Below are 20,555 nucleotides of genomic sequence, written 5' to 3'. Positions count from 1 at the left end.
CAGTTCAGCCTGCCAACTCAGCCTGCAAGTACAGCCAGCAACAGCAAGGCGACAATATTGGTGATCTTGATGGCCGGATTAACCGCAGGACCGGCAGTGTCCTTATAAGGATCACCAACAGTATCGCCGGTGACCGAGGCCTTATGGGCTTCCGAGCCTTTCATGTGGCGCGTGCCATCCTTATCAACAAAGCCATCCTCAAAGCTCTTTTTGGCATTGTCCCACGCACCGCCGCCGGACGTCATGGAGATGGCTACAAACAAGCCGTTGACGATCACGCCCAGCAAGGACGCGCCAAGGGCTGCAAAGGCCGATGCCTTGGAGCCAGACACCAGCAGCACGCCGAAATAGACCACCAGCGGGGCCAGAACCGGCAAAAGCGATGGAATGACCATTTCGCGAATGGCGGCCTTGGTGAGAATATCGACAGCGCGACCATAATCCGGCTTGTCGGTGCCCGCCATAATGCCGGGCTTCTCGCGAAACTGGCGGCGCACCTCTTCAACAATCGAGCCTGCCGCGCGGCCAACCGCCGTCATGGCAATGCCGCCAAACAGATAGGGAATCAAGCCGCCGAAAATCAATCCGGCAACCACATACGGATTGGACAGGCTGAAGGAAATATCGCCAATGCCTGCAAAATACGGATATTTGTCGCCATTGGCGGCAAAAAATTGCAGATCATTGGAATAGGCCGCAAACAGCACCAGCGCGCCAAGACCGGCAGAGCCAATGGCATAGCCCTTGGTGACGGCTTTGGTGGTATTGCCCACCGCGTCCAGCGCATCGGTGGATTTGCGCACCTCTGGCGGCAGATGAGACATTTCGGCAATGCCTCCGGCATTGTCGGTGACGGGGCCAAAAGCGTCGAGCGCTACAATCATACCAGCCAGGCCGATCATGGTGGTCACCGCGATGGCCGTGCCAAACAGGCCCGCCAATTGATAGGTGCTGATAATGCCACCGACGATGACCAGCGCAGGCAGCGCGGTTGACTCTAAGGAAACCGCCAGACCCTGGATGACATTGGTGCCGTGGCCGGTAACCGATGCCTGGGCGATAGAATTGACCGGGCGCTTGTTGGTGCCGGTGTAATATTCGGTAATCACCACAATCAGCGCCGTGACCACCAGACCGAGAATGCCGCAGATAAACAGATTGACACCTTTAATTGCCATTCCGGCCACAGTGCCGATCTCTCCCCAGCCAATGGTGAGCTGGGTTGCGACAGCAAGGCCGACGATCGACAATAGCCCGGTGACAATCAGACCTTTGTAGAGTGCACCCATAATTGAGCCATTGGTGCCGAGTTTGACGAAGAATGTGCCGACAATCGATGTGAGAATGCAGGTGCCGCAAATGGCCAGAGGATAAACCATGGCGCTTTCCAGCACAGCGCTTCCTGCAAAGAAAATTGCCGCCAGCACCATGGTGGCAACCACCGAGACGGCGTAGGTTTCAAACAGGTCGGCTGCCATGCCAGCACAATCGCCAACATTGTCGCCGACGTTATCGGCAATGGTGGCCGGGTTGCGCGGATCATCCTCCGGGATACCGGCTTCAACCTTGCCGACCAGATCGCCGCCAACGTCTGCACCCTTGGTGAAAATGCCGCCGCCAAGCCGGGCAAAAATCGAAATCAGCGAAGCACCGAAGCCCAAAGCCACCAGCGCATCAATCACCTCGCGTGAGCCGCTGGTATGGCCAAGGCCAATGGTGAGAACAAAATAATAAAGCGAAACCCCCAGAAGGGCGAGGCCTGCCACGAGCATGCCGGTGATTGCACCCGATTTGAACGCAATGTCCATTCCGGCTGAGAGGCTTTGGGCGCAGGCTTGAGCTGTGCGCACATTGGCCCGCACAGAAACATGCATGCCGATAAAGCCCGCAACACCCGATAGAACAGCACCGATCAGAAAGCCGATTGCCGCTTCACCGGACAACAGCCACCACGTCAAGACAAACACCACGGCACCAACGGCGGCAATGTTAAGATATTGACGCGCCAGATAGGCCTTTGCGCCCTCGCGGATATAACCCGCAATTTCCTGCATGCGCGGCGTGCCCTGATCAGCGGCCAACACAGACTGCGTTGCCCAGACCGCATAGGCCACAGACACCAAACCACATAGAATTACGCCCAGTAGAACTGCCATTCCAAAGCCTCCCTCTTTGGAGCGCCATTCTTAGAAACAACGCTCGGGTTCCAGATAAGGAGAGTGCGCTTTCCAAACGGCAGCCGTCAAGAGTGGCAATTGCAATGAGATGGCAGATATCAATTGGCGGAGAGAGTGGCCTTAGCCCGGATGATTTCCAGCACAATCAGCGCAAGACAAAGGAGGGTTACCGGCCAGATCACCAGATTCATCACCGACCAGCCATAGGCCGTGAAAACCTTGCCGGAGGAAAAGGATGAAAGAGCAACGGTGCTGAACAGGACGATATCGTGAAATCCCTGCACCTTATCAGCCTCTTGCGGACGATAGCTGGAAGCGACAATGGCGGTTGCGCCGATAAAGCCGAAATTCCAGCCAATGCCCAACAGCACGAGGGCTGCCCAAAAATTCCAAAGCTCAAGACCGGCATGGGCCACCAGCGAGCAGGCCATCAGCACCAACAGCCCTGCCCCCACAACCCGCTCGGCACCAAAGCGACGAATAAGCTTGCCGGTTAAGAAGCTGGGGCCGAACATGGCAATCACATGCCATTGGATGCCAAGCGTTGCCTGACCCGTGGTAAAGCCACAGCCAATCACCATGGCCAGCGGCGCGCCTGTCATCACGAATGTCATCAACGCATAGGTGCAAATACCGCAGAACATGCCCGTGGCAAAGCGTGAGGTGGTGATGATCTCACGAAGCGGGCGCGCCTCAACGCCATCTATGGCGGCGCTGCCTGTTCCTTTTGGAATATGCACGAAAGACAGGATAACCATTGCCAGCAGCATCAATGGCACCAGCATCACAAATGCCCCGGCAAAGGGCACAGGCTCAAGCAGGTCTTTCATCCAGATGGCAACTTGCGGGCCAATGATGGCCGAGACAATGCCGCCTGCCAAAATCCACGAAATGGCTTCTGCCTTGAAAAAACTGGGCGAAACATCGGCCGCGGCAAAGCGGATTTTCTGGGTAAAGCCGCCGGATAGGCCAATCAGCACCATGCCAAAGGCAAAGAGCCAGAAATTCATCTTGAACAGTGCAAGAGTTGCCACCAGGCCACCCGCCAGCGCAAAACCTGCGCCAACCATGAAACTGTGTTTTTTACCCAGAAACCGCGCAACCATAGCCACGATCACAGCACCTGCGGCCACGCCCAGATTAAAGCCGGTAACCGGCAAGGTTGCTATGGATTTATCCGCGCCCAAAAGCTGATAGCCAGCCAAGCCGCCGAGAGAAATGGACAGAGAGGCTGCCGCGCCAAGAACGGCCTGCGCAGCGGTCAAAATACCAACATTGCGCTTGGCCGCGCGCAATTGGCTTTCCATATTTACGCCAGCAACCATGTCATGCCCCACCCTCTTCTATTGGCAGGGCATGATTAGCAGCCGAGCCTCACTTTGCAACCGTTGTGCGCACTTGCTTGGCAATGCGATCCAGCACGGCATTGACCAGCTTTGGCTCGTCATCCTGAAAGAATGCGTGCGCAATCTCGACATATTCCGTCACAATCACAGCAACGGGCACATCCTTGCGCTCCAGCAACTCAAATGCGCCGGCGCGCAAAATGGCCCGCACGGTGCTATCAACCCGCGACAGCGACCAATCATCCTGCAAGGCCTGGCGGATCAACGGATCGATCTTGGTCTGATCGCGCACAACGCCTGCGACCAGCGAGCGAAACCACGATGCATCGGCCTTGAGATAGGTATCGCCATCCAGTTCCTGGCCGAGACGATGGGTCTCATATTCAGCAACCACTTCCAGAACGCCGCTTCCGGCCATATCCATCTGATAAAGCGCCTGAACAGCCGCAAGGCGAGCTGCCCCACGCTGGTTGGCGGTTTTTACCGGCGGTGTTGTGTGTTCACTCGTCATGCTTTCAGCCACCAAATCTCTGCTTCAAGGCAATCATCGTCAAAGCGGCGCGGGCAGCGAAGCCGCCCTTGTCTTTATCAGACCGCTTCACCCGTGCCCAAGCCTGTTCATCATTTTCAACGGTCAGAATGCCATTGCCAATGGCAAGCGATTCTGACACGGACAAATCCATCAATGCGCGCGAGGATTCATTGGCGACAATATCAAAATGATAGGTCTCACCCCGAATAACCATGCCGAGCGCCACATACCCATCATAGAACACGCCGCCATTATCGGCACCATCCAGCGCCATGGAGATGGCCGCTGGGATTTCCAGCGCACCCATGACGGTGACGATGTCATAGCTTGCACAGGCTTCATCCAGCGCAGTCTTCGCACCATCCAGCAGCGCATCGGCCATGTCGTCGTAAAAACGCGCCTCTACAATAAGCAGGTGCGGAGCAGAAGAAAGATCAGACATGAGCGGTCACTCCGGGAACGGGCGGATTAAATGTCAATGATTGGATGCGCGGTCAAACCACGCTCGAACCGCAATGGCAAGTGTTTTTCGCGCCATTCGGCATAAATGCGTCATATTGCCTGGGCAGCAAGCCGATCCGCACATTTTTGTGATGGTGCGTTATGATCGTCATTTCCGGGATGATCAGGCGTCACGCAGTGGTGCGACGCGAAAACAACCACACAAGCTTTAGCAAAACGACATCGTCATTTCAGCACCTAATTCATTGTTAGCAATCATCAATTTTGCAAGCGCTTCAAGGCTGGATGCAAGAGCATTGCGTTGTCACCCCAAAATGGGCTTTTTGATGAACGGCGAGATGAAATATTTGTAATTGCTTTCAAGCACTTGAGGGCTGGAAAATGTCAAAGGGTAAGCGCACATCTATCAATATCGGCCCGTGAGCGGGCTTGATCGTTGTTGTGAAGCAGGAGACGACCGATGAGCAATATCGGACATGTATTTAGTGCATCCACCATTGGCGCTGTTGTGTTTGGCGGCGCGCAGGGCGCGGAATTCGCAAACAGCCCGGAAGACAGCGTACAACCTTTCATCAATAGCCAGTTCAACATTGTTGCCATCAGCGCGCTGAACCCAGGCGATCCGGCCTATCTTGCCTTTGCCACACAAAGCCCGCACGCTTTGCAGGCCAGAAAGCTGCAAGCGGCCATTTTCGCAACCCCCAGAGCCATGAAACAGCTCATTGCCCGGCACGTGGAGGTCACATCCGTTGTTGGCCTGATGCAAACAACGGATGGCACAACGACGCTCTATGTTGCTGATTAAGAGAACTCGCAAAGGTGAGCTTGCGTCAATGCGTGACGCAAGCGTCGCTTATATTACTCGCCTTTGGGGGCAGGAAACTCAGCCAATCGCGCCGCATAACGAGCCATGGTATCGACCTCGAAATTCACAAAATCGCCCACCTGACGCTCGCCCCATGTGGTGACATCCAGCGTGTGGCGGATCAGCAAAATATCGAAATCGCAGTAATTGACGGCATTGACCGTGAGGGATGTGCCATCCAGCGCAACCGAGCCCTTGGGGGCGACAAAGCGCGCCAGATGTTCCGGCACCCGCAGAGTGTAGCGTGTGGCATCACCTTCGCTTTTCACTGCGATAATTTCGGCCTTGCCATCCACATGGCCAGACACAATATGGCCACCCAGTTCGTCACCGATTTTGAGCGAGCGCTCCAGATTAATGCGCGTGCCTTTTTGCCACGCGCCAATGGTGGTCAACCGCAGCGCTTCTTCCCAGGCTTCCACTTCAAACCAGCGTCCATTGCTGCCCTCACGGGGCAGGCCCGTGACCGTGAGGCAGGTGCCGGAATGGGCAATCGATGCCCCCATATCAATGGTGGCCGGATCATAGCTGGTGGCAATGCGCAGCCTGATGCCTTCCTTCAGAGGTGTGATATCTTCAACCGTGCCAACGTCTGTCACAATGCCTGTAAACATCAACGATCTCTCTCAAATTCATCAAACTGGTCAAACCCGAACCGCGCGTGGCGCACATGCCGGAATGTGGACGGTATATTGGCGCGACCAAGCGGTGATGCAAGACCATTGCTGCCAATTTCAACGGCACCTTGATAGAGATGGATCCGATCCACCAGATCCGCATCCAGAAATGCCTTGGCAACAGATGCGCCGCCTTCAACCAGCACGGACGATACCCCAAGTGTTGCAAGATGGCTCAGAAGATCGCCGAGATCAGCAACCTTCATCACCTCAACACCTTGCTCCTTCAACTCGGTTTCCCGCGCAGAAAATGCCTCATCACAGCGAAAATCGGATGGATTGCAACAGGCGCATGCGGTTTGCACTTGGCGCGCAGTAGAAGCAAGCGTGGTTGAGAGCGGCAATTCCAAGCGTCTATCCAGCACAATGCGCAAGGGAGAGCGGTGCTCCATGCCTTTCAGCCGCACGGTCAATTGGGGATTATCCGCCTTAGCCGTGCCAATGCCCACCAAAATGGCATCAGTTTCAGCACGCAGCAACTGCACCTGTGCGCGTGCGATTGGTCCGGTGATGGAGACCTGCCCCTCGCCTTTTTTGCCAATCATGTTATCCGCAGAAATCGCAAGTTTCAGAATCACTTGCGCGCGTTTGCAGATGTGCCGGGTGAGATAGGCTGAAAGGCCCCTCGCTGCATCGGTGTGCAAAACGCCCGTCACCACCTCGATGCCAGCGTCTGCCAAAATGGCCAGACCGCGACCGGAAACGCGTGGGTCGGGGTCTGTCACCGCCACAACAACGCGCGCGACGCCCGCCGCCACCAGTGCATTGGCGCAGGGCGGCGTTTTGCCATAATGCGAGCATGGCTCCAGTGTGACGTAAACAGTGGCACCTTTGGCCCGCTCACCGGCCATGGCCAGCGCCTGGGGTTCGGCATGGGGCCGGCCACCAACAGCGGTAACGCCCTCACCAATAATTTTGCCGTCTTTGACAACGACACAGCCAACGGAAGGGTTTGTCGCGGTTTGACCAAGATGAGAACGACCCAACCGAATGGCCGCAGCCATAAACCGGCGATCATCAGCCTCAACGCTCATCGTGTTATTCCGGCTCGCTATCCCGGGAAATTTTCGCCGTAATCTCCGAGATCACCTGCTCAAAATCCTCGGCGTGAGAGAAATCGCGATAGACCGAGGCATAGCGCACAAAAGCAACATCATCGAGGCTTTTCAGCGCCTCAAGCACCTGCAAACCAATGCGTTCCGACGAGATTTCAACCTCGCCCGAACTTTCCAGCCGTCGCACGATGCCAGACACGGCGCGCTCGATGCGATCCCGCTCAACCGGGCGTTTGCGCAGTGCGATCTCGAAAGACCGCACCAGCTTTTCACGATCGAAGGGAGCCTTGCGGCCCGTTTTTTTCAACACGGTCAGCTCGCGCAATTGTACGCGCTCAAAGGTGGTGAAGCGGCCACCGCAATCCGGGCAGATACGCCGCCGACGGATGGCAGTATTGTCCTCCGCCGGACGGGAATCCTTCACCTGGGTGTCATCTGATCCGCAAAACGGGCACCGCATCGGGCTTTTCCCTTACAGATAAGGGTACATGGGGAAGCGGCCTGTCAGCGCCACGACCTTTTCACGCACAGCCGCTTCAACAGCCGCATTGCCTTCATCAGAATTGGCAGCCTTGAGACCATCGAGAACCTCGACAATCAGGTTACCGATTTCAATGAATTCGGCTTCCTTGAAGCCGCGTGTTGTACCAGCCGGTGTGCCGAGGCGGATACCGGAGGTGACAAATGGCTTTTCAGGGTCAAACGGAATGCCGTTCTTGTTGCAGGTGACGTATGCGCGGCCAAGGGCGGCTTCTGCACGCTTGCCGGTGGCGTTCTTCTTGCGCAGGTCCACCAGCATCAGGTGGTTGTCGGTGCCGCCGGAGACGATATCCAGACCGCCCTTCACGAGAGTTTCGGACAAAGCCTTGGCGTTCTTGACCACTTGGGCCGCATAATCCTGAAACTCTGGCTGCAGGGCTTCACCGAAGGCAACGGCCTTGGCGGCAATCACATGCATCAGCGGGCCGCCCTGAAGGCCGGGGAATACTGCCGAATTAAACTTCTTGGCCAGATCCTCATCATTGGTGAGGATCATACCACCGCGTGGGCCACGCAGAGACTTGTGGGTCGTGGTGGTGGCAACATGGCAATGGGGGAATGGCGATGGGTGCTGATTGCCAGCCACCAGACCAGCGATATGCGCCATATCGACCATCAGATATGCGCCAACTTCATCGGCGATTTCGCGGAAACGCTTCCAGTCCCATGTGCGGGAATAGGCGGTGCCGCCAGCAATGATCAGCTTTGGCTTGTGCTTGCGGGCCGATTCGGCAACCGCGTCCATATCCAGCAGGTTATCGCCTTCGCGCACACCATAAGACACAACGTTAAACCACTTGCCGGACATGTTGACTGGCGAACCGTGGGTCAAATGGCCCCCGGAGTTGAGGTCGAGCCCCATAAAAGTATCGCCGGGCTGCAACAGCGCCAGAAACACGGCCTGATTCATCTGCGAGCCGGAATTGGGCTGCACGTTGGCAAAATTAACGCCAAACAGCTTCTTGGCGCGTTCAATCGCCAGTTCCTCGGCAATATCAACAAACTGGCAGCCGCCATAGTAGCGCTTGCCCGGATAGCCTTCGGCATATTTGTTGGTCATGATCGAGCCTTGCGCTTCCAGCACAGCGCGCGAGACGATGTTTTCCGAAGCGATCAATTCAATCTCATGACGTTGGCGACCGAGCTCCTTCTCAATCGCGCCAAAGATTTCCGGATCAGAGTCGGCAAGTGAGCGGGAAAAGAAAGCATCGGTATTTGTCATGATCGCAGTCTCCTGAAAGCGTGGATGCCCCGGCGTATTAACGCCCTCGGGGCCTAAGAGCAAGACAACAGAACGACATTTGCAGGCCAAAGAGCGAGAGATCGCGCTTGATCCTGAATTGCAACGTCGCCGCCCGCACAAAACAAAAAAAGGACCGCGCAAAAGTTACGCGGCCCTTTTTGGAAAATCTGACAAGCTAAGGACTTATTGCCGTGGCAAATTGTCGTCTTCGATATTGCCGGGATTTTGCTCCACGCCAATGTTGGTTTGCAGCGCCAGCTGCGCATCACCATCGCGCTGGTAGATGTCGTCGCGGAACTGCACAACATTGTCCTTGGCAGACCATGCGGTAATATAGACGATGTAGACTGGAACTTCCTGCGCCAGCTTGATCACCGTGTTCTGACGGGTGGAAATCACCCGCTCGATCTGCTGGCGCGGCCAGCCGGGTGTGTCTTTCAGCAACCAGCTGGTCAGATCGCGAACGTTCTGAACGCGCATGCAACCGGACGATTCAAAGCGCATCAGCTTGTTAAACAAGCCTTGCTGCGGCGTATCATGCAGATATTCGTTGTTTGGATTGTGGAAGTTGATCTTGGTCGAGGCCATGGCGTTGATCTTGCCGGGGTCCTGACGGAACATCAGGTTCGGTGCCTTGGGCGCGTTCCAATCCACGGTTTCCGGTGCAACTTCCTGTCCCTTGTTGTCGAACAGGCGGATATTGTTACGGGCCAGATAGGTCGGATCCTTGCGCATCAGCGGCACGATGTCCTTTTCGACAATCGAACGCGGCGCGGTCCAGTAAGGATTGAGAATGACTTCGTAGATCTTGGAATTAATCGGATGTGTCGGGCGCGAGATACGGCCAACGATGGCATTGGTGTGCAGCGCCACGCGGTCACCCTCAACCGCCTCGATATTCATGGCGGGAATGTTGACCATCACATAACGCTGACCAAGATCACCAGACATTGACTGCAAGCGCACAAGATTGGTGTTCAACTGGTTGAGGCGAACATCCGCAGAAATGTTCATGGCCTTCAATGTGTATTCGCCCAGCGCACCATCTGTTGGCAAACCATGACGGGCCTGAAACCGCTTTACGGCACCGTCCACATAGGTATCGAAGGAATCCGACATGCCCGCTTCACGGGCAAGGTCACCGGAGATCATCAAGCGCTGGCGCAACACCTGCACGCTCGGATCGATAACGCCCAGCTTCAGCTTGACCGTTGGATTGACCTGAGGCCAGCCGCCTTGCGCGACGATTTGCTGATACTGCGCAATAACATTTTGCAAAATTGGCAGATTGCTTGCACTGAGCAAAGGCGTATTGGAGGTCACCATCGCCGTTGCGCGCGAGGTCTGGGCGTCAAACTGATCATCCCAATTGCCACGGCTGCGCGCATTGATCACTTCGTCAACGGCAGACTGAGCCATAGCTTGACCGGCGATTGCCGATGCCCCAACGAGCGCTGCGCCCATAAGGAGTCCACGACGCGAGACCGCAACCACATTTGTCTTGTCTGCCATATTCACAATTTCCCTAACGATCCGCCGATCATAACACACCCAGCCTGCACCAACGAAATATTGGCAGCATAAGCAGAACGAATTTCTCAACCCGAGAAATGCGCAAGGAACCCCTTTGTTCCATCTGCTTCTTAGCCTTTCTGGCTGACATATCAATATGGCTAAAGCTTGTCAGATCAAAAAGCGCTGATCCAGCCATTCACCATTAGAGTGTGCTTTTATTGTCGCAGCGAACGCGCCCTCATCATGGCCGTCGGGCAAAAATCATGCGCCCGTCAGCCTCATGGTGCAAGCCGCGCATCGACAGGACAGGAGTGCCTGTTTCAAAAGAGCAGACACCTTATTTTACATGCGATAGGCGATCGTATCATTCCAGAAGCGATCAAGACGCTGCAGCAGCGTGTTCATCTGGTTGAATTCATTGGTGCCAATGCCGCCAACCTTCTGGATCGAACCGACGTGACGCTCATAAAGCTTTGCAACGGTTTCTGCGATGTCCTGACCTTCTTCCGTCAGAGAGATCCGAACCGAGCGACGGTCAACCCGCGAACGGGAATGATTGATGAAGCCAAGGTCCACCAGCTTCTTGACGTTATAGGACACGTTGGAGCCGAGGTAGTAACCGCGCGAGCGCAGTTCACCTGCTGTCAATTCTGAGTTACCGATGTTGAAAAGCAACAAAGCCTGCACAGCATTGACGTCATTGCGACCCTGGCGGTCGAACTCGTCCTTGATAACATCAAGCAGGCGACGGTGCAGGCGCTCTACCAAATGCAACGAGTCGAGATAGAGAGAACGGATAGCCTGCTCTTCCTGATCAACGGCGGAAACCTGCTGTTTGATATTGGTGTTGGTCATTTTGATCTGCCTCACTGTTTTGGGTGGCGGTTATGTTTGTTTTCTCCCGCCTTGAGACAGACAATATCGAATACCCATAAAATTCTATTTAAAACGCAAGCTTAACAGAGACTTACCATTCACAGGCTTTGTATCAGGGTAAACCAAATCTTATTGGGAGCGAGAAGCCCGCTTTTCCAGCATGATCGCCACACGAAACGCCAGATAGACGACCGCCACAATGATGTGAAAGGTGATCAGCAATGGATTTTCCCCAAAAATCTTTGGCCAGAAACCATACATTAAGATTTGCGCCAGCGCGCCGATCGCCCATATCACCGGCCCCCAGGACACTGTCATCCACAGACCCAGGCTGGACACAGGAAAAATAACCGCCAGCGAACAGGTGGTGATGCGCCATGGCACGGTCAAAAGATCGAAACGCGCAAGACCATTGTGGGAATAGCCAACCAGCATGGCCCAGAACTCAAGGCCAAACCAAAGAGCAATACACGCAACGATACGGAGGAAGACCACAAACAGGACATCCGTGACGCTGAACTTCGGAGTATGAACGCTATCATCAATCATAGGCCTAAGATAACCGCAATGATCCGCCGCCGCCAGAGCCTTGGCGCTGACATGCACGGAATTGAAACAGGCAAAATCCGCCTCCCCACATTTGCCTATAAGAGACGGCGAAAGTCGGTTTGTCGCAGGGCCGGTATCGCGATGGGCAAAACGGCCATTCCGTGCTAGGCAGTGCCGCAAAATCGATCTTGAGCAGAACCAACCTCATGCGCCTTGCTCGGATCGCATCGGACAACAGACTGGAGGCCAGCCATGCACGACAAAACCCATCTGGTAGACGAGATCACCGGCCACAGACGCATGCGCCGCAATCGCAAGGCCGATTGGACCCGCCGACTGGTGCAGGAAAACCACCTCACGGTGAACGATCTGATCTGGCCGATTTTTCTGGTACCCGGCACCAATATTGTCGATCCCATTCCCGCCATGCCGGGCGTCAACCGCATGAGCGTTGACAAAGCGGTGGAGGCGGTCAAGCAGGCCGCCGATCTGGGCATTCCGGCCATTGCCACTTTCCCCAATATTGAAATGGAAAAGCGCGACCAGACCGGCTCTGCCATTCTGGATGCCAACAATCTTCTCAATGAAGCAACGGCTGCCTTCAAGAAACATGTCCCCAATATCGGCGTGATCACCGATGTGGCGCTTGATCCCTTTACCAGCCATGGTCATGACGGCATTTTGCGCGGCGATATCATTGTCAATGACGAAACGGTTGATCAAGTGGTTCGCGCCGCCGTCATGCAGGCCGATGCCGGGTCCGATATTATCGCCCCATCCGAAATGATGGATGGCCGCATTGGTGCCATACGTCGCGGGTTGGATGCGGCAGGCCATCAGGATGTTGGCATCATGTCCTATGCCACCAAATTTTCGTCGGGCTATTATGGCCCCTACCGGGAAGCAATTTCCACCTCCGGCCTTTTGAAGGGCGACAAGAACAGCTATTACATCAGCCCTGCCAATGGCACCGAGGCTCTGCGTGACGCCGCCCTTGATGTTGAAGAGGGTGCAGACATGCTGATGGTCAAACCCGGCCTGCCCTATATCGATATTTGCTGGCGCATGAAGGAGGCTTTTGGCCTTCCGGTTTTCGCCTATCAGGTATCGGGCGAGTATTCGCAGATCAAAGCTGCCGGCATGAATGGCTGGATTGACGAAGAACGGGTGATGATGGAAACCCTGCTGTGCTTTAAGCGGGCGGGTTGTGATGGCATTTTGACCTATTTCGCGATTGAGGTCGCCAAAAAGCTGGCCAAAGGCTGATTTTGGGGTGATTTTTCAAGGGCGAAATTGAATCTCGGGTCGAAACATCCCATATCATGGTCAATCACCAAGGAGATGATGATGAGCTTCGACCCGAACATGACCGCCAATACAGTGCCGACGGACTGGCGCGCCTACAGTGGCGTTCTGTCGCGTCGGATTTTCGCCTTTGCCATTGATTATGTGCTGGTGGCGGTGCTGTGCCTTCCAGCGGCGATCGCGGTGTTTTTCATTGGCATCGTCACGCTTGGCCTTGGCTGGCTGCTATATCCCATCCTGTTTTTTGTGGTGGCTGGCCTCTATTTCGGCCTCTCTCTGGCCGGACGCGCGCAGGCCACCCCCGGCATGCGGGCCATGGGCATTGCCATGATCCGCCTGGATGGCGGCAAAATCGACTTTGTCACCGCCATTGCCCATCTGGCGCTGTTCTGGATTCTCAACTCGGTCCTGACACCACTGATCTTGCTGGCCGGTCTTTTCATCGAGCGCTCAAGGCTGGTGCATGATCTGTTGCTGGGCACAGCCACCATACGCACCAGTTGATCAGCGCACCAGTTGAGCGGCAGACTCTTCTCAACCAGAATCTTTTCATGACAGCGCCGTGCGCCCTTGCTGGCCCCGGCGCTGTCGTATTTTATATCTTTTGCAAAATATAAGCTGCATTGCTGCCGACTGGCGCTCAACGCCAAACTGCACTCTTGACGTTCCACAATCATCCTTCATTCTCATGGGAAGAAGAATCGGTTTCGCCACCAAAGCAATCGGCACAGCTGCGGGGTGCTGTAAACTTTCAGATATTCGTGCATAATACCGTCTTCGAAACTATCCTATGTTGAATTGCTCAACGAGGGCTTTTGGAAAACCGATGAACACACAGGCAACAAGCTCTCCACAGTTTTACCTGACAGCGCCGGCACCCTGCCCTTACCTGCCCGGCGAAATGGAACGAAAAGTCTTCACCCATCTGGTGGGTGCGCGGGCAACGGACATGAATGATCTGCTGACGCAAGGCGGATTTCGTCGCTCACAAAACATTGCCTATCGACCCGCCTGTGAAAATTGCCGCGCCTGTCTGTCTGTTCGGATCATTGCCAAGGAATTTCGACCCAACCGCACAATGCGCAAAGTGCTTGCTGCGAACGCCGACCTGACCAGCACGGTTTTTCCGGCCCAGCCCTCCACCGAGCAATTTTCGCTGTTTCGGCGCTATCTGGATGATCGCCATCAAGCGGGTGGCATGTCAGACATGTCGGCGCTGGATTTTGCCATTATGGTGGAAGACAGCCACGTAAAAACCCGCGTTATTGAATATCGCCTGCCGCCCGAAGAGGGTTCAGAGCGCCCGGGCGAACTGGTGGCTGTGGCTCTCACAGACATTCTCAGTGACGGCCTCTCAATGGTCTATTCATTTTTCAACACAGACCTTCACAAGCGTTCGCTGGGTACCTTCATGGTGCTGGATCATATTCGTCGCGCCAATGAGATGGGCCTGCCCCATGTTTACCTCGGCTATTGGGTCAATGGCTCACAAAAAATGGGCTATAAAATCCGTTTTCTGCCGCAGGAACACCTTATGAGCCAAGGCTGGACGCGCTATCAGCCCGATGCCGATCCGTCTTGATCGGCAAGGCAGCAGCATCTCCGTCATGATCCTCAATTGGCCATGACGGAAATACGTTAAGCGACGGCTGCGTGAACTAGGTCTGCGGCGCGCTTTTCAAGCACCCACGCACACAGCGCCTCCTCAGGCATTGGACGTGACAACCAGAAACCTTGAAGCTCGTTACAGCCCATAGCCTGCAAAAGATCAGCGGCTTCCCGCGTTTCAACGCCTTCCGCCACCACGTCATAGCCCAGACTATGGGAAAGCTTGATCATCGAGTCGACCAGCACGCGCTCGCGATTACCAAGCAGCATGTCGGCCACAAAACAGCGATCGATTTTCACCACATCGGCGGGCAATTTTTGCATATAGGAAAGATTGCTATAGCCGGTGCCAAAATCATCAATGGCAATACGCACGCCCAGATCCGAAATCCGCTGCATCAGATCACACGACGTCTCTTTTTCTGCCATCACGGCAGTTTCTGTCAGTTCAAATTCAATCTGGCTTGCCGAAACCCCATGGTGCGCCAGCTTTGCAATCAGCAAGTCAAAGAAATCGGGCTCATTGAGATTAAGGGCGGAGATGTTGATCGAGAGGCGCAAATCGAAGCCATTTTTCTGCCATCTAGCAAGGTGCAGCAGAGATTGATCAATAACCCAGGCACTCAACTGCCTGATTTGGCCCGACGCCTCAATCACCGGCACGAATTCAGACGGAGAGATGTTGCCCAGCTCAGGATGATTCCAGCGCAACAGCGCTTCGGCACTTTCAATGCGCCCCGTGATGAACGATAACCTTGGCTGAAAGGCCAGGTGCAATTGATTGCCTTCCGCCAGCGCTTTTGGAAAATCATGCAGAAGACGGAAATTCCGTTGGTGCCATAGGTCGCGGGTCGCAGAATAGAACGCAATGCCGGTTTCGCTGTTGCGAGCATCCTGCACCGCACCGTGCAAGGCGCGCAATGCATCTTCCGGCGACATATCGCCAGGATCAAAGGAGATGACGCCAATGGATGGTGTCATCGTCATGCGCAGGTCGGAAACCTCTCCCACATCGCGTAACAGCTGTTCAAGAACCGGCACACAGCTTGCGGGCGTTGCATTTTCGGGCGCAAAAATTGCAAACTGCGTCGGACCAATTTGATAAGCCGTGCGCTCGTCTCCAACATGGCTGCGCAGGAATGCCGCCACCGAGGCAACAATGCCATCGAAATGGCTTGGCCCCATCACCCGCGACAATCGATCAAATTGCATTGTCTGCGCCAGATCAAGACAGCTGAGCAAGCGCGGCTTTCCCGCCGCATGGATTTGCAGATCCCGAAGATCGCTGAAAAGCTGGTAACGGTTTGGCAGCCCGCTCACGGCTTCGATGCGTCCAACAGCATGCTGCATCTCGATCTGGTCCATGACCATCGCCGCGAGATCAGTCAGCACAGCCATTTGCTGCGCATCAACCGCATGCGGCTGCGTATCCAGCACACAAAGCGCGCCAAGACCATAACCATCCGGCGTAATCAGCGGCACGCCTGCGTAAAAGCGAACACCCGCCTGCCCCAAAGGACTGTCCACATAGTAAGGGTCCAGCTCAAAATCACCCACAACAAGCGGCTTGCAGGTTTCGGCAACCTCAGAGCACGGCGCTTTAAAGCGCGGGATTTGCGTATGATCCACGCCAACGTGGGATTTGAACCATTGCCGGTCAACATCGGTGAGCGAAACCGCAGCAATCGGCAAACCGAAATACTGTGCCACAATGCGGGTGACACGATCAAAAGACTCGCTGGGCAGTGTATCCAATATTTTTAGATTGCGCAGACTTGCCAGTCTTGAAATCTCTCTCGCTTCAGCGATGCTCATAATCTCTCCAACACTCAAAATCCAAGAGCGTCAATTGATCGCCATGGCACCATACGGCCAGCAATCCGCTGGTCCGTGAAAACTCTTTGATCGATATGGCGCAAGACCCCTTAAATAAAAGGGGTAACCCAGTGTGGAATCGGTTCTTTTCCAACATGAATTACATATTGGTGAATGACTATATAATTTCACTGTTAGAAATCGATAAAACAGCTGAAGCGCCGTCGGTTTTATCAAACCGGCGGCGCTTCAATGTCGCAACAATTCAAAAATTTGCAGAGCAATTGATCCGCAAAAGGCGCAAGCAGTGCACGCACCCTCGTCGCGTCTGCGGCAGATGTCAGGCAACCTTGCGCATAAAACCATAAACAATATTGCGGTTTTCGCCAAAGCGCACAAAGCAATCAAACTCGCCATCAACCGTGCTGCTGCGCATGATGCGCCACATGTCTTCCTCTGTGCGCAGCAACAGCGCCCAATTCATGAATGTTTCCATATAGCCATCGGCGATAATGTCTTCAGAAAAATTCGCAAACATGAACACGCCATTGGGCTTGAGCATTTGCAGGCATTTGCGGGTCAGCTTGATGGAGACCTTGTCGTTCAAATAATCATACAGGCCAGCGGCATACACAAAATCGAAGGTGCCCAGATCATGTGCATTGGTGAGCAGGCTGCGCACAGATCCGTCGACGGCCTCAATACAGGTGTTGGCGAAATCACGACGGATAGAACCAATGCTCATCGGATCTTGATCCAAAGCCACCCATCGTTTGATCCCTTGTTGTTGCAGGGCAACAGAACGGTTTGCTTCGCGCAAGTGACCTGCAGCAATTGTCAGAATTTCAGTGTCCCGGCCACGCGAACCGGCGATTTCATCGACATGCTTCGTCAAGAGATCACGGCGTTCACGCACAGCGATGGATGCTGACGAATTCCGGTTGACCTCATAGAGTGCAAGCCCGGTGGGGGTTGATTTGGCAATTTCATCATTGAGGCTGGGATGACCATAAATGAAGTCAATCAGCTGCGCATCGCCAGAATAGCCTCGTGGCTTCACAAAGGACCAGCGGGTGAAGGGGTCTTGTAGAAAATAATTGGCAATGGAATGGTTTTGCGCAAGCCCTATCAGATGCTGCCAAATGGCGGGAGCGGACTTTGCGCGCAGGGCATGGAGGTTGGCTCCAAGCATGCCATGGATTTGATCAGGCTCCATCTTTTTTTCAATTTGCTGACCTGCTAAATTGAGGATAATCGCAAGCTCCGATTCAGCCGTTAGCTTATCATGCTCATTCACTGAATTATCTTTGATGGACAAAATTTCTGCAGCAATCGAGCGTGGCGTGACAAGACTTTGCCCATCCAATAACACGTCAACAGACTTCATATTTAACACACCTTTAATATAGATGATCAGATGTTAATAATACTGCTATAAAATTATTAATTATTTGTTAACCATAAAAGCCGATTCGCGGTGACACGTCTAGCACCATGTGATGCGTAACAATAGGATTATTGAAGAAACAGCCTAGATAACAGCATGTACACCACTATGTTTTCCACCCAAGGTACATAGATTTGTTCTACGCTTTTTTATTAACAATGAATATTAAAGCCTCTAGATTTTGAAATAAAAAACCTTTGATGTGCTGAGTATTCGAGTGACACGTTTGAGAGAATAAGCTTTATTACTTCTATTCAATCAGCGAGAATCGATGGACACCAGCATGATTGATAGGCGACGCGACCCAGGCATGGCGGATCGGCGTGAAATTCTAGACAAAGAGCGGAATGCCGAAATCGTGAAGCTTTACAAAGACCAGACACAGTCCGAACGCGTCGGTTCAGCCCGCCAAGGCCTGTGGGCTGCTGCGTTTATCTATCTGGCCTTTTCGATCACAGACATTTTACTGATTCCTGACGTTGCCAAAACGGTGATCATCAGCCGCATCATGATTTGCGTCATTGGCCTTTTGATTCTGGAACTGCTGTTCTTCATCAAGGTCAAATCAAACACAATGGATATCACCTGCGCCATGGCACTGGTGATCAGCTATGTGGCGTGGCTTTGCCCCGCCGCAATGACCCAGCAAGCCGATCATTTCCGCTATTACATGGTGTTTGGCAGCCTGTTCATGATGAGCGCCAACCTGTTTTTCGGATTTGACATTATCTTGTCGATCATCACATCGACATGCGTGCTTGGCTTGTTTTTCCTGGCGCTCTTTTATCTAGCACCTGTTGATAGCGGATATGTGCTGGCGTTTGGCACATTCTATGTCGCCTGTTTTGCATTCACCAGCTACGTCAACCTGCGGCTTAACAGAGAGCGCTTTCATGTCTATCTGAACGCGTTGGAAGCGAAAAAGCAAAACCGCGAGGCAACAGAGCGCGGCAAGGCGCTGCTACGCCTTTCCAACACCGATTATCTGACCGGCGTGGATAACCGCCGCGCGATTGATCAGCGCCTGCGCGACAGCTGGAACGAGTGGCAAAACGACGCGATTGGTTTCGGAGCCATTCTGGTCGATGTGGATTTCTTCAAGAAATATAACGATTTCTACGGCCATCAGGCCGGGGACCATTGCCTTGTGCTGATCGCCACCACATTGAAAAATGCCCTTCTGCCATTCAACGCCTCTCTGGGCCGTTATGGTGGCGAGGAATTTATTGTGATTGCGCCATCCGCCAACCGTGAAGACGTGATGCAATTGGCAGAAATGATCCGTCAGACGGTGGAAAATATGGCGCTGTCCCACGACCAGCGCAAAGACGGGCTTTCGATTGTCACTGTCAGCGTCGGAGCCGCATTTACACGCGAACAACGCGATTCAAGGCTTGAGAAAATCATCACCGAAGCGGACAGGGCACTCTACTCCGCCAAAGCCAATGGCCGTAACTGTGTGCGTCTGTTTGATCCGACCGATCCTCTGACCGGCGACGACAACGAACATATAGCCGCTCTCTTGCGCGTCGCCATCACCAATAATCTGGTGTCTCTGGTGTATCAGCCCATCCTGAACGTCAAGACCGGCCAGCTTGAAGCCGCCGAGGCATTGATGCGGTTGAAATTGCTGGACGGAACGCCGGTATCACCTGTCGCTTTCATCCCCATCGCAGAACGCACAGGCTCTATCCTTGATCTCGGTCTATGGAGCATAAGGCAGGCCTGCACAGACATTCTTGTTCCTTTCGCAGCCCCTATGGTGAGCGTCAATGTCTCTCCCATCCAGCTCAAGTCCAAAGGTTTCGCCGCAAAAGTAAGTGCGATTCTGGCTGAGACAGGGGTCGATGGCCACCGCCTTGCCTTTGAGATCACCGAAGGCATCAACATGGATCATCAGTCTGTGATTTTGCGCTGTATCAAGGATCTCGAAGCGCAGGGCATTAAAATATGGCTTGATGATTTCGGCACCGGCTTTGCCGGCTTGTCTTGGCTGCGGCTCTTCAATTTCGACACCGTCAAGATTGACCGCTCCTTCCTGCAAGACTGCGAGACAGACCGGGGCCGCTCATTGCTGCGCGACATCATCAGCCTGCTTCGCCACCGGGGTCATAAAATTCTGATGGAAGGCATCGAGACAGAAGAACAGCTGAAGCTGATGCAGCAGCTCAAAATCGATTATGTGCAGGGCTACCATCTTGGTCGCCCCACCCCCTTGGCAGCCTTCAGGTCGCGATTGGCAGCCTAGAGCATCGGCCGAAAAGTGAGAATCGGTTTTCGGATAAATCCGATGCGTAAACAAAAACCGAGAGCATCGTGCCGAAAAGTGGGCTCCACTTTTCGGACCAAAGTGCTCCAGCGCCGTGCGCCACATAAGCCGTAAGGCGCTGTATAGATGTTGTTAACCGTAACATTTAGCGTCACATAAACAACAAATCTACATATTTTCTAATATTCATTTTTTCTTTAATTTTGTTCCCAATAAGTGGGTCACTGAAACGCGATTGATGAGAGCACGTTCGTTCATAGAAGCTGTGTCTGCT

Annotated in this window: 18 protein-coding genes; 5 read left to right on the top strand and 13 right to left on the bottom strand. The window is 53.9% G+C overall.

Annotation, left to right across the window (positions count from 1 at the left end; genetic code table 11):
• Positions 1–17: 17 nt before the first annotated feature.
• The 4 genes from BJF95_RS16250 to ribH all read right to left on the bottom strand — a co-directional run bounded on the left by BJF95_RS16250 (position 18) and on the right by ribH (position 4,497).
• Positions 18–2,156 carry a sodium-translocating pyrophosphatase gene (locus BJF95_RS16250; protein ID WP_075640520.1) on the bottom strand — a complete coding sequence of 713 codons (2,139 nt, stop codon included), beginning with the start codon at positions 2,154–2,156 and terminating at the stop codon, positions 18–20.
• 119 nt (positions 2,157–2,275) lie between these two features.
• Positions 2,276–3,502 carry an MFS transporter gene (locus BJF95_RS16245; RefSeq protein WP_075640519.1) on the bottom strand — a complete coding sequence of 409 codons (1,227 nt, stop codon included), beginning with the start codon at positions 3,500–3,502 and terminating at the stop codon, positions 2,276–2,278.
• Between the two features lie 49 nt (positions 3,503–3,551).
• Positions 3,552–4,034, bottom strand: a complete 483-nt coding sequence (gene nusB, locus BJF95_RS16240) for a transcription antitermination factor NusB (RefSeq protein WP_075641084.1) — start codon at positions 4,032–4,034, stop codon at positions 3,552–3,554.
• A 4-nt stretch (positions 4,035–4,038) separates the two neighbouring features.
• On the bottom strand, positions 4,039–4,497 hold the full coding sequence (gene ribH / locus BJF95_RS16235; protein ID WP_075640518.1) for a 6,7-dimethyl-8-ribityllumazine synthase: 459 nt from the start codon (positions 4,495–4,497) through the stop codon (positions 4,039–4,041).
• A 480-nt stretch (positions 4,498–4,977) separates the two neighbouring features.
• Between ribH and BJF95_RS16230 the strand changes: the two genes are divergently transcribed.
• Positions 4,978–5,322 (top strand): hypothetical protein, encoded by a 345-nt coding sequence (locus BJF95_RS16230; protein WP_075640517.1) that lies wholly within the window; start codon positions 4,978–4,980, stop codon positions 5,320–5,322.
• A gap of 53 nt (positions 5,323–5,375) precedes the next feature.
• Here BJF95_RS16230 and BJF95_RS16225 read toward each other — a convergent pair whose 3' ends face one another.
• From BJF95_RS16225 to BJF95_RS16195, 7 genes are all read right to left on the bottom strand, one after another.
• Positions 5,376–5,996, bottom strand: coding sequence for a riboflavin synthase (locus BJF95_RS16225; RefSeq protein WP_075640516.1), 621 nt, complete (start codon positions 5,994–5,996; stop codon positions 5,376–5,378).
• Positions 5,996–7,093 (bottom strand): bifunctional diaminohydroxyphosphoribosylaminopyrimidine deaminase/5-amino-6-(5-phosphoribosylamino)uracil reductase RibD, encoded by a 1,098-nt coding sequence (gene ribD / locus BJF95_RS16220; RefSeq protein WP_075640515.1) that lies wholly within the window; start codon positions 7,091–7,093, stop codon positions 5,996–5,998. Before ribD ends, BJF95_RS16225 begins: the two co-directional genes overlap by 1 nt.
• A gap of 4 nt (positions 7,094–7,097) precedes the next feature.
• Complete coding sequence (nrdR, locus tag BJF95_RS16215) at positions 7,098–7,574, bottom strand: transcriptional regulator NrdR (RefSeq protein ID WP_075640514.1); 477 nt, start codon at positions 7,572–7,574, stop codon at positions 7,098–7,100.
• Positions 7,575–7,586: 12 nt separating this feature from the next.
• Entirely contained in the window at positions 7,587–8,876 is a 1,290-nt protein-coding gene (gene glyA / locus BJF95_RS16210; protein ID WP_075640513.1) for a serine hydroxymethyltransferase, read from the bottom strand.
• Positions 8,877–9,080: 204 nt separating this feature from the next.
• The gene (locus tag BJF95_RS16205) at positions 9,081–10,409 is read right to left on the bottom strand and encodes a L,D-transpeptidase family protein (RefSeq protein WP_075640512.1); all 1,329 of its coding nucleotides are present in this window, start codon (positions 10,407–10,409) and stop codon (positions 9,081–9,083) included.
• A 345-nt stretch (positions 10,410–10,754) separates the two neighbouring features.
• On the bottom strand, positions 10,755–11,267 hold the full coding sequence (ldtR, locus tag BJF95_RS16200; protein ID WP_075640511.1) for a transcriptional regulator LdtR: 513 nt from the start codon (positions 11,265–11,267) through the stop codon (positions 10,755–10,757).
• A gap of 150 nt (positions 11,268–11,417) precedes the next feature.
• Positions 11,418–11,837 (bottom strand): DUF6163 family protein, encoded by a 420-nt coding sequence (locus BJF95_RS16195; protein ID WP_075640510.1) that lies wholly within the window; start codon positions 11,835–11,837, stop codon positions 11,418–11,420.
• A gap of 252 nt (positions 11,838–12,089) precedes the next feature.
• Between BJF95_RS16195 and hemB the strand changes: the two genes are divergently transcribed.
• From hemB to BJF95_RS16180, 3 genes are all read left to right on the top strand, one after another.
• Positions 12,090–13,103, top strand: a complete 1,014-nt coding sequence (gene hemB, locus BJF95_RS16190) for a porphobilinogen synthase (RefSeq protein WP_075640509.1) — start codon at positions 12,090–12,092, stop codon at positions 13,101–13,103.
• Between the two features lie 81 nt (positions 13,104–13,184).
• The gene (locus BJF95_RS16185) at positions 13,185–13,646 is read left to right on the top strand and encodes an RDD family protein (protein ID WP_075640508.1); all 462 of its coding nucleotides are present in this window, start codon (positions 13,185–13,187) and stop codon (positions 13,644–13,646) included.
• A 322-nt stretch (positions 13,647–13,968) separates the two neighbouring features.
• Positions 13,969–14,724, top strand: coding sequence for an arginyltransferase (locus BJF95_RS16180; RefSeq protein ID WP_075640507.1), 756 nt, complete (start codon positions 13,969–13,971; stop codon positions 14,722–14,724).
• Positions 14,725–14,780: 56 nt separating this feature from the next.
• Here the strand turns inward: BJF95_RS16180 and BJF95_RS16175 are convergent, their stop codons facing one another.
• Positions 14,781–16,565, bottom strand: coding sequence for a sensor domain-containing phosphodiesterase (locus tag BJF95_RS16175; RefSeq protein WP_075640506.1), 1,785 nt, complete (start codon positions 16,563–16,565; stop codon positions 14,781–14,783).
• A 340-nt stretch (positions 16,566–16,905) separates the two neighbouring features.
• Entirely contained in the window at positions 16,906–17,952 is a 1,047-nt protein-coding gene (locus tag BJF95_RS16170; RefSeq protein ID WP_075640505.1) for a class I SAM-dependent methyltransferase, read from the bottom strand.
• A 343-nt stretch (positions 17,953–18,295) separates the two neighbouring features.
• Between BJF95_RS16170 and BJF95_RS16165 the strand changes: the two genes are divergently transcribed.
• Positions 18,296–20,260 carry a putative bifunctional diguanylate cyclase/phosphodiesterase gene (locus tag BJF95_RS16165; RefSeq protein WP_175577275.1) on the top strand — a complete coding sequence of 655 codons (1,965 nt, stop codon included), beginning with the start codon at positions 18,296–18,298 and terminating at the stop codon, positions 20,258–20,260.
• The last annotated feature ends 295 nt before the right edge of the window (positions 20,261–20,555 follow it).

It is taken from the genome of Rhizobium oryziradicis (assembly GCF_001939045.1).
Classification (GTDB): Bacteria; Pseudomonadota; Alphaproteobacteria; order Rhizobiales; family Rhizobiaceae; genus Allorhizobium; species Allorhizobium oryziradicis.
The sequence above is the reverse complement of the archived record's forward strand: the minus strand, read 5'-3'. Positions and strand labels throughout refer to the sequence as shown.